This window comes from Niallia sp. FSL K6-0212, assembly GCF_038007605.1.
Lineage (GTDB): Bacteria > Bacillota > Bacilli > Bacillales > Cytobacillaceae > Niallia > Niallia circulans.
The window spans coordinates 4,035,154-4,050,606 of sequence record NZ_JBBOXL010000001.1 but is presented as its reverse complement, the minus strand read 5'-3'; the positions used below and the strand labels follow the sequence as shown (position 1 = coordinate 4,050,606).

At 34.7% G+C, this 15,453-nt stretch carries 14 protein-coding genes; 13 read left to right on the top strand and 1 reads right to left on the bottom strand.

The annotated features are described in order from the left end of the window. Positions 1 to 38 precede the first annotated feature (38 nt). The 11 genes from MHH96_RS19365 (at position 39) to MHH96_RS19315 (ending at position 11,869) form a co-directional block, all read left to right on the top strand. A complete protein-coding gene (locus MHH96_RS19365) occupies positions 39 to 1,235 on the top strand; it encodes an HpcH/HpaI aldolase/citrate lyase family protein (protein ID WP_047940444.1) in 1,197 nt (398 codons plus the stop codon). Continuing rightward, positions 1,177 to 2,535, top strand: a complete 1,359-nt coding sequence (locus MHH96_RS19360; RefSeq protein WP_172885238.1) for a phosphoribosyltransferase family protein — start codon at positions 1,177 to 1,179, stop codon at positions 2,533 to 2,535. The genes MHH96_RS19365 and MHH96_RS19360 overlap by 59 nt, the downstream gene beginning before the upstream one ends. Before the next feature lie 2 nt (positions 2,536 to 2,537). Next, positions 2,538 to 3,656 (top strand): cysteine protease StiP family protein, encoded by a 1,119-nt coding sequence (locus tag MHH96_RS19355; protein ID WP_047940445.1) that lies wholly within the window; start codon positions 2,538 to 2,540, stop codon positions 3,654 to 3,656. Then, positions 3,653 to 4,447 carry an HAD family hydrolase gene (locus MHH96_RS19350; RefSeq protein WP_047940446.1) on the top strand — a complete coding sequence of 265 codons (795 nt, stop codon included), beginning with the start codon at positions 3,653 to 3,655 and terminating at the stop codon, positions 4,445 to 4,447. The genes MHH96_RS19355 and MHH96_RS19350 overlap by 4 nt, the downstream gene beginning before the upstream one ends. Positions 4,448 to 5,269: 822 nt before the next feature. Then, positions 5,270 to 6,919, top strand: a complete 1,650-nt coding sequence (locus tag MHH96_RS19345; RefSeq protein ID WP_047940447.1) for a YceG family protein — start codon at positions 5,270 to 5,272, stop codon at positions 6,917 to 6,919. Next, complete coding sequence (locus MHH96_RS19340; protein WP_095259065.1) at positions 6,916 to 8,019, top strand: toxic anion resistance protein; 1,104 nt, start codon at positions 6,916 to 6,918, stop codon at positions 8,017 to 8,019. Before MHH96_RS19345 ends, MHH96_RS19340 begins: the two co-directional genes overlap by 4 nt. A 331-nt stretch (positions 8,020 to 8,350) precedes the next feature. Continuing rightward, positions 8,351 to 8,962: a TerD family protein gene (locus MHH96_RS19335; RefSeq protein ID WP_047940448.1), complete on the top strand. Its 612-nt coding sequence runs from the start codon at positions 8,351 to 8,353 to the stop codon at positions 8,960 to 8,962. Positions 8,963 to 9,023: 61 nt separating this feature from the next. Continuing rightward, positions 9,024 to 9,602: a TerD family protein gene (locus MHH96_RS19330; protein WP_047940449.1), complete on the top strand. Its 579-nt coding sequence runs from the start codon at positions 9,024 to 9,026 to the stop codon at positions 9,600 to 9,602. A 249-nt stretch (positions 9,603 to 9,851) separates the two neighbouring features. Beyond that, entirely contained in the window at positions 9,852 to 10,559 is a 708-nt protein-coding gene (locus tag MHH96_RS19325) for an anthrax toxin lethal factor-related metalloendopeptidase (RefSeq protein ID WP_061796437.1), read from the top strand. 30 nt (positions 10,560 to 10,589) lie between these two features. Continuing rightward, entirely contained in the window at positions 10,590 to 11,384 is a 795-nt protein-coding gene (locus tag MHH96_RS19320; RefSeq protein WP_047940451.1) for a thymidylate synthase, read from the top strand. Further along, complete coding sequence (locus tag MHH96_RS19315; protein WP_047940452.1) at positions 11,381 to 11,869, top strand: dihydrofolate reductase; 489 nt, start codon at positions 11,381 to 11,383, stop codon at positions 11,867 to 11,869. Before MHH96_RS19320 ends, MHH96_RS19315 begins: the two co-directional genes overlap by 4 nt. Before the next feature lie 259 nt (positions 11,870 to 12,128). Here the strand turns inward: MHH96_RS19315 and trhA are convergent, their stop codons facing one another. Further along, positions 12,129 to 12,767, bottom strand: a complete 639-nt coding sequence (trhA, locus tag MHH96_RS19310; protein ID WP_047940453.1) for a PAQR family membrane homeostasis protein TrhA — start codon at positions 12,765 to 12,767, stop codon at positions 12,129 to 12,131. Positions 12,768 to 12,966: 199 nt separating this feature from the next. Between trhA and ilvA the strand changes: the two genes are divergently transcribed. Both ilvA and MHH96_RS19300 read left to right on the top strand, forming a co-directional pair. After that, entirely contained in the window at positions 12,967 to 14,232 is a 1,266-nt protein-coding gene (gene ilvA / locus MHH96_RS19305) for a threonine ammonia-lyase IlvA (RefSeq protein WP_047940454.1), read from the top strand. Positions 14,233 to 14,488: 256 nt separating this feature from the next. Beyond that, on the top strand, positions 14,489 to 15,331 hold the full coding sequence (locus tag MHH96_RS19300) for a DegV family protein (RefSeq protein WP_047940455.1): 843 nt from the start codon (positions 14,489 to 14,491) through the stop codon (positions 15,329 to 15,331). Positions 15,332 to 15,453 lie beyond the last annotated feature (122 nt).

Genomic DNA, 15,453 nt, shown 5'->3' with positions numbered 1-15,453 from the left:
TATAAATGGAATGAAAATACTGGAATGGAGCAAAGGAAATGAAATTATTCTCTGACTTAAATGAAAAACAATTGGAACGTCTTTTCTTCAAATTACCAGAAGAGGTGTTTAGCACTTCGGAGAAAGAAGTATTATCCTACGCACTTGCTTCGACATTGTATATGCCTGCAACTAGACCTAATATTTATCAGGACTTATTGAGAAAGAAACATCCTGCTTTAACCTCTATGGTTATTTGTCTGGAGGATTCTATTGGCGATCATGAGGTCGATTTAGCAGAAAGAAAATTAGTAGAAGAGTTAACCGATATTGATCATGCTATCCAAAATGGCTCCCTGATAAAGAGTGAATTGCCATTGATTTTTATTAGAATCCGTTCCATTGCGCAGTTTTTAAGTTTAATGGATATACTTGGTGATAAGATCGCTTTATTAACAGGTATTGTAATACCAAAATTTGAAGCAGAAGCAGGAGAAATTATTTTAAAGGAATTACAAAAATATAACAAGCTCGGATACTGTTTATATGCAATGCCGATATTGGAAACGAAAAAAATAATTGAAAAAGAAACGCGAATGAATGAGCTTCTCTCCATAAAAAAAGTGCTTGATGATTATAAGCACTTAATTTTAAATGTTAGAATAGGTGCAACTGATTTTTGTGGATTATATGGGATACGTAGAAGCCCAGAAACAACCATATATGATATTGCCATTATTCGAGATTGTATTTCAGATATTATTAATATATTTACACGGGCAGATAGTGCCTATGTTGTTTCTGGACCAGTCTGGGAGTATTTTACGACGAAAGAAAGATTTCTAATTCCTCAATTAAGAGAGACACCTTTTCGAAAACGTTATGGAAAAGCAGGAATGAGTATGCGAACACAGCTAATTGATAAACATATGGACGGATTAATAAGAGAAGTTATGATGGATATAACGAATGGATTAACAGGGAAAACGATTATTCATCCGACCCATATAAAGCCAGTTCAGGCATTAAACGTTGTTTCCTATGAAGAATATTTGGATGCATTAAATATTATGGATAGCAATAATGGAGAAATTGGTGTTATAAAAAGTAGTTTCTCCAATAAAATGAATGAAATTAAGCCTCATTTATATTGGGCGCAAAAAATTATTTTAAAATCAAAGGTTTACGGGGTGTTCCATGAAGGATTTACATACATTGACTTACTTAAACAAGAAAATTTCATTACCAATCATTGATCATTTACAGATGGACATTTATGTTAAAGAAAATCCATTTCAGCTTCCTATCGAGGACTTTTTTAAAATGGCTGCAAGAATCAATAAAAGACGGGCGTTTTTATTTGTCAGTAGACTACTGGGAAAGCATTTGCCAATAGAACCAAAAAAAGGTCTGCTAACAGGTTTTATGCTTGCAGCGAGATATGAAGAAATTATGACAGGAAAGCACTCACCGCAAAAGGAGAAATTATTGGAGATTTATCATGATTCCTCTTTGCCTTTCCTGGATAAGCCTTTTATCCAAAAAGAAGTTTGCAATCCTATTATTATTGGCTTTGCCGAAACAGCAACTGCACTTGGCCACTCTTTTTTCAAGGCTTTTAAACAAGCATCCTTTTTTCATACCACAAGAGAAAAGATTAACGAGCTGGATCCAATCATTTCATTTGAAGAAGAACATTCACATGCCACTTCCCATCGATGTTACGTAAAAACGGATATTCTTGCTAATAATCGGGAAATAATTCTCGTTGATGATGAACTCACAACTGGAAAAACAGCGATTAATATTATCCGAGATCTCCATAGAAACTATCCAAGAGATAAATATACGGTGGCATCCATTCTCGATTGGCGCTCTAATAAATGGCAATTAGAAATGAAAGCTCTTGAAGAAGAGCTGCAAATAACGGTGCAATCTGTCTCCTTATTGAAAGGTAGTTTTGAATTAGTTGGGGAGCAAATAAATCTTACACCTAAAATGGAGAGTTTGGTAACAAATGAAGGGAATCCATTGATAGAATATATTAGTCTAGAAAATTATGTGAAAGATCGCATTGTGCCATTGACGTCTTCAAATCTTGCGGGTGAGTGCAATAGCTTCCGATATTTAAAGGATACTGGCAGGTTTGGGATTCATACAGAAGAAGGAACAGATGATTGGATAAAAGAGGCTGCAAAGATGCTCAAGAAGAAGAGGAGGGGAACTAGTCTTTGTGTCGGAACAGGAGAATTTATGTATATACCCATGAAGTTAGCTAGCTTCATGGGGGAAGACATATCTTATCAATCGACTACAAGAAGTCCAATTTATCCACATAATGAAGAGCATTATGGAGCTCAAACAGCATATTGTTTTGCAAATCCAGAAGATAAAGAGATTGTAAATTTCTTATATAATGTAAAGCCTAATCAATATGATGACATATTTTTATTCTTTGAGAGAAATGTGAAAGAAGATAGCTTAAAAGAGCTGCTGACGGCATTAAAAGCAGTTCAGGTAAAAAAGATTAATATCGTCTATTTTAGCGGGAGGTAAAGATGCATTTAAACATAAATGAGCAAGTGAAATTCGGATCTTATAATAGTGAAGATGTCATTTTTCTTTTGAAAAATTTAAACGGAATTATACTAGAAGGTTCCACCGAGGAACGAGAAAAAAAGATTCAAAGTGGAGCACATTATAGCGAAACATTACCAATCGAATATAATCCACCAGAACAGTATTTACAGCTTTTTTGGAAGACACTGCATGATTATAAAGATAAGGTAGCACTTAGTACCGCAGTTGTCGCAGAGCAGATTTATCGTAAACATGGAAAACAAACGGTCTTAGTTTCATTAGCAAGAGCTGGTACTCCTATTGGGATATTAATTAAGCGATATTTAAAAGAAAAATATCATGTTTCTTTACCGCACTATAGTATTTCGATCATCAGAGACAGAGGGATAGATGAAAATGCCATTAAGTACATATTAAAAACACATAAAGGATCTGCTATCCAATTTATTGATGGATGGACAGGTAAAGGAGCTATTTCAATTGAATTAACAAAAGCCTGTGAAAGTTTTTTTAATAAATATCAGGTTCACTTAGATGATACATTAGCTGTACTGGCAGATCCAGGATACTGTACTACACTCTATGGTACGAGAGAAGATTTCTTGATACCGAGTGCTTGCTTAAATTCCACTGTGTCTGGACTTGTCAGCCGTACCGTACTAAATGAAAGATATATTCAAATGGATGATTTTCATGGTGCTAAATATTATCAGGAATTAGAGCCATATGATGTATCAAATATTTATTTAGATAAAATTACTGAGGCTTTTCAAAATATTAATTCAAAGCAAGTTGAAGAAAGAATGAATGAGAATGGCTTTGATCAATCCGTTGATTTTCGAGGGATGAAAGAAGTTCTAGCCATTAAGGAGGAATTTCATATTGAGAGCACGCATTATGTTAAACCAGGCGTTGGAGAAACTACAAGAGTCCTTTTAAGAAGAGTGCCATGGAAGGTTTTAATGAAAGATCCGGATAGTCCTTATGTGCAGCACATCGTTTTGCTTGCCGAAGAAAGAGGCGTAGAAATAATTCCATATCCCCAAATGAGCTATACATGCTGCGGTTTGATTAAAAAGGTTGTGCAAGAGGGATGAAATTATTTGCATCTGACTTAGATCGAACATTAATTTATTCCAAACGTGCTTTAGAAGAAATGGAAACTCCTTGGAATCAATCGATGATTGGGGTCGAAGAGAAGAATGGGAAGTATGTCTCTTTTATGACAAAGGAGAGCTATGGTTTATTGAAAGAGATTGCTTCCCACTATTTATTTATTCCTGTGACAACAAGAACATATGAGCAATATAAGCGGATCTTTATATTTGAAAGAGATGTACCGGTATCTTACTGTGTAACCAGTAACGGGGCAAGAATACATCATAATGGAGAAATCATGAAAGAGTGGGAAGAAAGGCTAAAGCGGAAGCTTGGTGTGGAATGTATCGAAAAAGAGGAGATATTGGAAATGCTCCGAGAGTATTCTCTCCCTGGAGAATTGAAAATTGCTGATAATCTTTTCTTTTATTATGTGCTAAATACCACTATAGACTCCGATTTAAAAATACAACTAGCAAAAATAGCAGCAGCAAATGGCTGGAATATCTCATTGCAAGGAAGAAAGCTTTACTTTATGCCGAGTCCTGTTTGTAAAGGAGAGGCAATAAAGTATATAAAGGAACGAGAAGGAATCGAGCAAACAATTGGAGCTGGAGATTCCTTATTGGATCTACCTTTTTTAAATATATGCCAAACAGCGTTTATTCCTAGGCATGGCGAGTTAATATGTGGTGAATCAAGTAGATACTCTCATAAAGCCACAGCTCATAAAGGTGCGTCTGCTGGAGAAGAAATCTTAAGAAAAGTTTATAAAGAATTTACTCTTTAACGACTCTAAGGCGACCGAATCACGGTCGCCTTAGAGTCGTTAAAGAGATGGATTTGAATGAAGATAAATATATTTTATAGATCATCAGGTGAATCTTTTATCAATTTGAGCAATAAACAATAAATGGCGACAAAGAATAAATAGCAGCAAACAAATATAATAATCCCAAATAAGATAGATTCGAAAAAGATGGCCATAAAAAAACTAATTATTAGAGAAATAAAGATTAAATCAATAAAAACATACATGTTGGAAGATAGAACATTTTGCACATAATTTAAATCTGTCTCAATTTCATGATATGTGTATTTTCGAAAAAATGATCTCATAGTTAGCACCTACTCGCCTATTGTACTGTATTATATGCACAAACAGAAGGTTAGGTGCTAAAAACACAGGTTGAAGAGTATAAAGAAAAATCTTACGAAAGATTTCAGTGTGACGATAAAATGATTTAGTAAAATTAAATGGGATTTTTATGTGCTGCTTGTGGTGGTTAGGGGGGAACTCCTGTAGGATAAGCGGGATAGCCTGAGACCTTGCAGTCTGAAAGCAGAACGCGGCTAAGCGTGAACCCCTGAAACAAAAAGCAATAACCCTATACATAGGATATACTATAGACAAACTTATAATTCTAAAATTCTGTGGGTTTATATACAGTTTAAAATCTTACGAAAGATTTCTTTTCGGACTACAAAAAATGAAACTTTTTTATTAAAAATTCGTAAATAAATATAAAGTAGAATGTTTAGTGTTTACAAGGAGCTATGCTATGATAAAGATAGAAAGTTATCTTTGGTTTAAAATTAGGAAGTGGAGAAAATGAATAAAGACTTTTATACCATTAATAATATAATACTTCCATTGTCTGAAGAAAACTGGTTTAAACTTTTGCTAAAGCCTATTAAAGAAAGACCATTATATGATACCAGTAATCGTATATTTACTTTCGGGCAGGCAGTCGTTAAACTACTGGGAATATCGCTAGACGAGGATGAATATTATAATCAGCTGTTTAATTGGATACATAAAGATAATACTGGTTTACACTTATTAACAGATGAAACACTCGATAGGACAATCGATAATCAGCATTTCCAATCTATTCAAAAAGTATTTAATCGAATGAATGAGCAGAATTTATCCATTAATCGATTTGTTGCTTTTCTTGACGGAGAGAATGTACTGATAAAATCCTCTGTTCCAGCTATTCATCGGAAATTGCGGGAAAGTTTTATTAAAGTAATTCAGCATTTCGCAGAATTGGAAGAAAACGGCTTGAAAAATAAGGATTTAAGAAGATTAGTAGTGGATATTGTAAAATGGTCGATTAATCATTTACAGCCTGTCTTAGAAGAAACCGAATTAAATGAAAATATGCCTAAGTTTCTTTGGTATGGTGATGCAAGTAAAAGTCAGTCCTATTTTATCTATTATCTCCTTACCATTGGGTGTGATATTGTAATGGTTCATCCTAATGGCACAGATATTTTAGAAAAGTTAAAGCTAGATAAGGAGCTGTTTTTTCAGCATCAATATCCACAACGGAAAGAACCTGAAAGCTTTCCTACAGAAGAAAGAAAAAGAACAGCGACTGTAGCATATCGAGCGTCAAAGGAAATTGAGAGTATACTGCATCATGAGGGATCCAATCTTTATAAACCATGGCAATTTAGAGATTATATCCCCTTTTCGGTTACCCTAAAAACTACATATGATGAAATTTTTCTTTTGGAGAAAGAGCTTGCTATGATTCGACCAAACTTTGAAGTGAAAAATGGAGAAGTGCATATCCCTGCTATTTTTGCTAAAATATTTGGTGTAAGTAAAAATCGCAAAGAATACTGGGATCGTATTCACGGAATAGTCAATCGAGAGGATACGCTATTGATTAAAGATTTTCCGTTTACAAGAGCAATTATTAGCGATTACCGATATCATTATCGCGGAGCGCTGGGAAGAAACGGTTTACTTGATCCGGAAAAGATGATGAGTGCCCATTATTGGAATTATAAACAGCTGCCAACCGGCTTACAAAAAGGGATAGCTGCTGCAATTTCAAGAGTATGCTCAAGACCAGTACTTATAAAACAATCGGATGAATCAGATGAAGATGTAGCAATTTTTCTATTTTCACAATGTTTACTTATACCAGATGAACTTTTAAAAATGCTGCAAAAATTTGATTACTCTCAAGAAGTACCAAGTATTGTATTATTTAAAACAGAAAAAAGCGGCGTATTCACGCGAGAAGATGCAGCAATGTTAATTTTAATGAATGCATTGGGTGTTGATATTATTATTTATAATCCACCTGGACATGTCGATATGGAGAACTTTATACAAGACAATTTATTTGATGCCCATTGGCTCGAGGACGTTGTATTTGATATGGAGTATAAAGAGCCATCCTTTTTGAAAAGGGGACTGTTTGGCGGATTTTTAAAGAGTAGAAAGGGAGATAATGGATGAACATGCAACCATCAAATATAAACAATGCGGATAACCAGGTCGCAGAATTATTAACAGAAGAAAAAGTATCAGAAATTAAATTAGCGCTTAGAAATGAGCCAGAAGTGCAAAAATTGGCCCAGTCTATTGATGAAAAGGATCAAATTCAGATTCTTGAATTCGGGAAAGAGCCGGCAACGCAAATTTCAAAATTCTCCGATAAAATTCTTAACAATATGAGAACTACTAAAGTGGAAGATTCCGGAGAATTATTAAAACAGCTCGGCAGAATAATGGATAAATTTGATAAGAAAGATTTTGAAGATGCGTCAAAAGGTTTCTTTGGCAAACTGTTTAAAAAAAGCGAAAAGATTATGGAAAAACTTTTTGGGAAATATCAGTCTATGGGACAAGAGATTGATAAAGTATATGTTGAAATATCGAAATATCAAAATGAAATGGTTGATTCGACGACGATGCTTGATGAAATGTATGAGCAAAATTATCAATATTATTTGACGCTCGAAAAATATGCAGTTGCAGGGGCAATGAAGTCGGAAGAATTAAAGACACAAGTGCTTCCGCAAATCGAAGCTAAAGCAACTGCTGGAGATCAATTAGCGGGTATGCAGCTCGACTCCCTTAGAAATGCGATAGAGCTCCTTGATCAGCGGGTTTATGACTTAGAAATGGCCAAAATGGTTGCTCTGCAAACAGCACCGCAAATACGTTTGCTTCAAAGAGGAAATACAAAATTAATTGGAAAGATTAATTCGGCATTTGTTACGACGATTCCAATTTTCAAAAATGGACTAATCCAAGCTGTTGCTGCCAAAAGACAAAAATTAGTCGCAGATAGCATGAGTGAACTGGACAGAAGAACAAATGAAATGCTTGTCAAGAATGCGCAAAATATATCCCAGCAAAGCGTCGATATTGCAAGACTTGCAGGAAGTCCCAGCATTAAGATTGAGACGATTGAAGAATCTTGGAATATTATTATAAAAGGAATGCAAGAAACAAAAACAATTGAAGAAGAAAATAAGCGGTTAAGAGAAGAAGGCACAAAGAAATTAGAAGAATTACAAAATAACTTTAAGCAAATGAAACTTCAAGGTTAATGAGAGAGTTAATTCCAATCACTTTTTATGAATTATCATGAGAATAATTGATAAGAAAAGTGTTTCGAAACTCTATAAAGTTTAGCTGCATTGATTGAAATGGATATATTTTCTGAGGCGAGAAATTGTCTTAGAAAATATATCATCCATCTTAACATTAATCGGGAAAGATACTAGTTTATTACTAGGAGTTTGATTGCACTTTAGAATCATAAGATAGTAGAGAAATATTAAAAGACGTTATTTTAGAGCTAAATAATCGGTGTGAATTAGTGTTAAAATAAAAAACTTTAAAAAAGTAAAATTATATCATACATAGGAGTTGGGAATATTGGCGATTAATTTGCAAAAAGGTCAGAGAGTTGATTTAACAAAAGGGAATCCAGGATTAAGCAGAATTTTAATTGGACTTGGTTGGGATCCTGTTCAACAAAATAAGGGCGGGGGCTTATTCGGTTCTCTTTTTGGTGGAGGACAGGCAGCAAGTATTGACTGTGATGCATCTGTAATTATGGTAAATGAACAAGGAAAGGTTCAAGCAAATAGTGATGTTATTTATTTTGGCAATTTAAAAAGTCGCGATGGCAGTGTAATCCATTCAGGCGATAATTTAACAGGTGACGGGGATGGAGATGATGAACAAATCCGCGTTGATTTAAGTAAAGTTCCTGCACATATACATAAACTCATATTTGTTGTTAATATTTATGATGCAGTAAAAAGAAGACAAGATTTTGGAATGATTCAAAATGCCTTTATTCGAATTGTTAACCCATTGACGAATCAATCACTTATTCACTACAATTTATCAGATGATTATGCAGGGAAAACTAGTGTAATAGCTGGAGAATTATACAGACATGGACAGGATTGGAAGTTTGCGGCTGTTGGCACAGGTACAAATGCTGGTAGTTTAGGAGAGTTGGTTAAATCGTTTTCATGATAGGGGTAAAGCAATAGTAATTTGAGGATCCATCTATTATTTGACGAGGGAGGAATAGAAATTGAGTATTAATCTTTCTAAAGGACAACGAATTGATTTAACTAAAACAAATCCAGGCTTAACAAGAGCAATTATTGGATTAGGCTGGGATATTAACCAATATGACGGTGGGGCTGGCTTTGATTTAGATGCATCGGCATTTATGGCCGATGACAATGGGAAAGTGATAAATGATGTGGATTTTATCTTCTATAATAATCTTATTCATCCTAGCGGCGGTGTGGAACATACAGGTGATAACCGTACAGGAGAAGGCGATGGGGATGACGAGCAAATCATTATCGATTTCACAAAAATCCCTGCACATGTAAGCAAAATTGGGATTGCAGTAACCATCCATGACGCTGAAGCAAGAAGACAAAATTTTGGACAAGTTTCAAATGCATTTGTTCGCGTTGTAAATGAAGATAATAATATGGAGATTCTCCGATTTGATCTAGGGGAAGATTTTTCAGTTGAAACAGCTGTGATTGTATGCGAACTTTATAAACATGGCGGAGAATGGAAATTTAACGCAATAGGTAGCGGCTTTTCTGGAGGACTTGCTGCACTATGTCGGAATTATGGTTTAGAGGTTTAATGAGGAAAACTATTAAAATTTTGTCTTGATTTTTCTCCTTGCTGACATATGTCCAAAAGAGTGAACATAGAAGTATGCGGTGATTTCTCTATGTTTTATTCTTTTGGATTTTTTTAGGAATTCTTACCCAATATTAACTAGTATTTTGCGTTGACTCCACATGATATAATTTTAATAGATTAGTATATTCTTATCCGATGAATGAGTAATGGATAAAAAGTGCAGTCGGTTTATTGGGGAGGAAGAGGGATGAGATGGCTCAAAAGATTGGCACCAGTAGGAATGATAGCAGCAACCAGTATTCTTATGGGAAACTCACAGCTTCCAAATAATGAAACATACTTAAAAAATCTGTCTGATTTAACAGTTGTTAAAGCACATCTTTCCACCGATGCAAAAGAAAATTTAGGGAATATTATTATACTGCCTGATGCGAAGTTTGACCAAACAGAAGCAGCTACTATAATTGAAAGATTAAATAAGTTACCTCCTACTCTATTAAATAAGATACAATCTAGTGGAATAAAGGTGAAATTATTTACAGGTAAATTAACAGATAATAAAACGGCACAGAAATTCGCTGGTATTATTCCTAGAGGATACACCTCCCAAAAACCATGGGATGATGTACCTGGTATTGGGGGAGGCAAGGTTGTGCTAGTGAAGATTGGCGCAAGCGAAAAGGGAAAAGGTCATAGTTCAGTTAATTTAGAGTATCATGAATTAGCCCATTCTATTGACTATAAAATTTTAAAATATGGAAGTAAAACAGAAGGATATAAAGCAATATGGAATGAAGAAAAAAGTAGACTATTTCCAACTAGACAATATTTTCTACAATATGCGGAAGAATATTTCGCCGAAACATTTGCTATGTTTTATGTTGGTGGAACGGAAAAGGAAAAACTTTTTGAGTATGCTCCAAAAACATATCATTATATCGCTTCTATTCAATAGCTTGATTAATAAAAAAAGGGTGTTTAAAAAATGAGACAATATTTAGATCTATGCGAACATATTTTAACAAATGGTGTAAAAAAAGAAGATCGTACAGGAACTGGAACCATTAGTACGTTCGGATATCAAATGCGCTTCGATCTTTCCGAAGGTTTTCCTTTAATTACGACAAAAAAGCTTCATTTACGTTCAATTATCCATGAATTACTTTGGTTTTTAAATGGTGATACTAATGTGAAATACTTACAAGATAATAATGTCCGCATTTGGAATGAATGGGCAGATGAAAAAGGGGATTTAGGTCCTGTTTATGGTCATCAGTGGCGTTCGTGGACGACAAGAGAAGGGAATACAATTGACCAAATTTCGGAATTAATTCATGCCATCAAAACAAATCCTGATTCAAGAAGACTAATAGTGAGTGCTTGGAATGTAGGAGATATTGAGAAAATGGCATTACCACCTTGTCATTGTTTATTTCAATTTTATGTAGCAGAAGGCAAATTATCTTGTCAATTGTATCAGCGATCAGCAGATGTATTTCTAGGAGTGCCTTTTAATATAGCTTCCTACGCCTTACTAACACATATGATTGCACAAGTTTGTGATTTAGAGGTAGGAGAATTCGTGCATTCATTTGGTGACGTTCATATTTATACGAACCATATTGAGCAAGTAAAGCTGCAGCTTACGAGAGATCCTAAGCCGTTGCCACAGTTGAAAATTAACCCAAATGTAAAAGATATCTTCTCATTCGAATTTGATGATTTTGAAATTATCAATTATGAAGCCCATCCTCATATTAAAGGAGCAGTAAGCGTATGATTTCTTTAATTGTTGCCATGGATCGTAACAATGTAATAGGAGTAAATAATCAATTACCTTGGCATTTGCCGAATGATTTAAAGTATTTCAAAAGAATAACAACTGGGCATCCAATCGTAATGGGTAGAAAAACAAGGGATTCAATTGGCAGAAATTTGCCTAATCGTGAAAATGTCATCATAACGAGAAATTCTGCCTATCAGTGTGAAGGCTGCACGATTCTCCATTCTATTCAAGATTTTTATGAGTGGTGCAAAGAGAAACAGACTGAGGAAATTTTTATTATTGGCGGAGCGGAGCTTTTTGCAGAAACAATTAAGAAAACAGATAGATTGTATTTAACACAAATTGATCATGAATTTTCAGGAGATACCTTTTTTCCGGCATTAAATTGGCAGGAATGGAAGCTGGTAAGTGAAAAAAAAGGGGAAGTTGATGACCAAAATATTTACCCGCATACCTTTTTAGTTTATGAGAGAGTGTGAGAAGGGAAAGATATTTGTTTCCGTTCTGCTACAGACACTCTACCACCTATGCGAATTGAGTAAGCTTGATCTCTGTGTGGGCTATATAAAGCGTTTCTACATCCCGCAGAGAGTAGCTCCATTACACTTCATTTTAAAGTTAATAAAAAAGCCAAACAGTTATACGACAAACTTTCGTATATTGTTTGGCTTTATTTCTAGACAAGATACTTATATCCCATCCTCTTATTTACTAATAGTGTATTTTATTCACTTTTATCTATACATAAAGATACACACAAAAATACATTAAAGCACTCCCTGCTAATACGAATAGGTGCCAAATAGCGTGGAAGTAGGGAATCTTTTGCATGACATAGAAGATGCTTCCGATCGTATATAAAAGCCCGCCGCCTACGAGAAGCATAAAACCAGTTGTGCCAATGGCATGATATAACGGGACAATAGCCATTACAATCAGCCAGCCCATAATAACGTACAAGATGGTGGAAGTAACTATATATTTTTTTACATAATAACATTTAAAGACAATACCAATAATGGCCAAAGCCCATACGATTCCAAATAGTGTCCAGCCTAACCCGCCACGGATAGCAACTAAAACAAAAGGAGTATAGGTACCTGCGATTAAAAGATATATAGAAGAATGATCGAGTATCTCGAAAAAGTCCTTCACTTTCTCATGGGTAATGCTATGCAATAGGGTGGAGCATAAATATAGGATAATCATGGTTGCTCCAAAGATAGAGAAACTGACGATTCTCCATGGGTTATCTGTTTCAACAGCATTAATGATCAGCATCACTAATGCAGGTATACTTAAAAGAAAGCCAATCCCGTGGGTAATACTATTTGCAATCTCTTCTTTTAATGAGAAATCTTTAATCGAAAAATTCATAATTTTATTCACTCCTTATCCCCTAATTGTAATGGATTTCTTTCATAAAAACAAACAATTGCCGAATACGCTGCAATCAGATAATTTTACGTGGTCAAAAAAGTTTAAAAAAAATGAAAATTTAAAATTTTGTTAGTGATAAAAGAATAATTCATGATATAATGTACAAATTAAAATGGTTAGAAATGAGGGTGTGGAAATGGAACAAAATGTAATGAAAAAATGGGTGCAATTGGAGGATATTATTATTGCATACCAAGGTATTAAAGACATAGTAGCCCATACTCCCTTACAAAAAAATTATCGGTTATCCGAAAAATATGATTGCAACATTTATTTAAAAAGGGAAGATTTACAGCATGTTCGTTCCTTCAAACTAAGAGGAGCATTTTATTCCATGAAGATGCTGGAAAAAGAGAAAATGAAAAATGGCGTAGTATGTGCAAGTGCAGGGAATCATGCACAAGGAGTGGCCTATTCTTGTCGTTATTTAAATGTGCATGGAAAAATATTTATGCCTGCAACAACTCCAAAGCAAAAGGTCACACAAGTTAAAATGTTTGGCAAAGAAAATGTAGAAATTGTTTTAATAGGGGATACTTTCGATGATTCATATGTAGAAGCAGTAGCGTGTGCAGAAGCGGAAGAAAGAGCATTTATCCATCCATTTAATGATGAAAATGTTATTGCTGGTCAAGGGACAATGGCAATCGAAATGATGAATGATATTGATGTCCCGATTGATTTTGTGTTTGCAAGTATCGGTGGCGGTGGCTTAATGGCAGGGTTAAGTACATACATGAAAAGCGTTTCTCCAGCAACGAAAATGATTGGTGTAGAACCAGCTGGTGCCCCTTCGATGAAGGAAGCCTTAATTAGAAATAAAGTAGTAACATTAAATAAAATTGATAAATTTGTAGATGGGGCAGCAGTCAAGAGTGTTGGACAAAAGAATTTTGAAATTTGCAGAGATTATGTAGATGATATCGTGTTAGTGCCTGAAGGCAAAGTATGTACATCTATTTTGTCTTTATATAATGAGCATGCCATAGTCGCTGAACCAGCTGGAGCTCTTCCAGTTGCTGCGCTAGACTTGTATAAGGAAAAAATAAAAGGCAAAAATGTTGTGGTTGTCATTAGTGGTGGTAATAATGACATTGATCGCATGCAGGATATTAAAGAACGCTCTTTATTATATGAAGGTTTATTATATCACTTTATTGTTAATTTTCCACAAAGAGCAGGTGCACTAAGAGAGTTTTTAGATGATGTTTTGGGACCTGATGACGATATTGTTCGATTTGAATACGTCAAAAAGAATAATAAGGAAAGTGGTCCTGCACTTGTAGGTTTAGAACTGAAAAATAGGGATGATTACAGAGAATTAATTGAACGAATGGATAAAAAAGGATTTCCGTATACGGAAGTGAATAGAGATTCTAACTTATTCCATTTACTGGTCTAATCCATCTAATATGGCCATGCGCGTTGTTATTGAGCGCATGGTTTTTTGAGCATGCATTTACTTTTTAAAGCGTTTTGAGTTCAGTTATTTCGTCAGAGATTGTGATGCGATTCACAGGTTACGAAATGCTTAATTTGTGGTATAGTGGATAATAGATGCTCAAAAAAATACAAAGCAGCATAGGAATATAATAAAAATAAATGTATAATAAAGTAAGCGCTTAATTGAAAAATGAATGATTAATAGGAAGTGTGAAATGAAAAAAATCAAAATTGTAACAGATTCAACGGTAGATTTATCACAAGAAATTTTAGAAAAATATGAAATTGAGGTAGTATCTTTATCTATTTATGTTGATAACAAATCATATTTGGATCGAGTAGATATTTCACCAGCGGAATTTATCGATAAGATGATAGCAGCAGATGAGCTACCTAAAACCTCCCAGCCATCTGTTGGCACTTTTGTGGAAAAATATGATGAACTTGCAGACGAAGGCTTTGATATAATTTCCATTCATATGACTGGTGGAATGAGTGGGACAGTAGAATCAGCTAAAAGTGCCAGCCAATTAACAAAGGCAACCGTCTTTGTTGTAGACTCAGAATTTATTTCTAAAGGTTTATCTTTTCAAGTATTAGAAGCAGCCGAAATGGTAAAAAACGGGCATAACGCAGCCGAAATTTTGCAAAGATTAAATCATGTGAAAAAACATACGAAACTTTTTGTTGTAGTAGATACATTAGAGAATTTAATGAAGGGCGGAAGAATAGGAAAAGGGAAAGCGTTTCTAGGTTCTTTATTAAATATTAAACCCATTGCAACTCTAGAGGACGGTGTATATACACCTGTAGCAAAGGTACGAAGTCGTTCACAAGCAGTGAAATATTTAGCTAATGCCTTTGCGGAAGACAGCATAGGAAAAAAGATCAAAGGGGTAGGCATTACACACGCTGGCAGCCTAGATGTTGCGCTTAAATTGAAAGAAGCAATAGAAAAGGCTACTGGTTTTAATAGAGTTGATATTGACTATACAACTCCTATCATTTCCACCCATACGGGACCAGGGGCAATCGGGTTTAGCTATTATATGGAATAATCATTCTTTTCAGCAAAAGGCAGATTGCTGCTCGACAAAAAGAATGTTGTGGGTTATAGGAATATAAAAACAATAAAAGCCAAACAATCATAGGAACATCCTGTGATTGTTTGGCTTTTTCT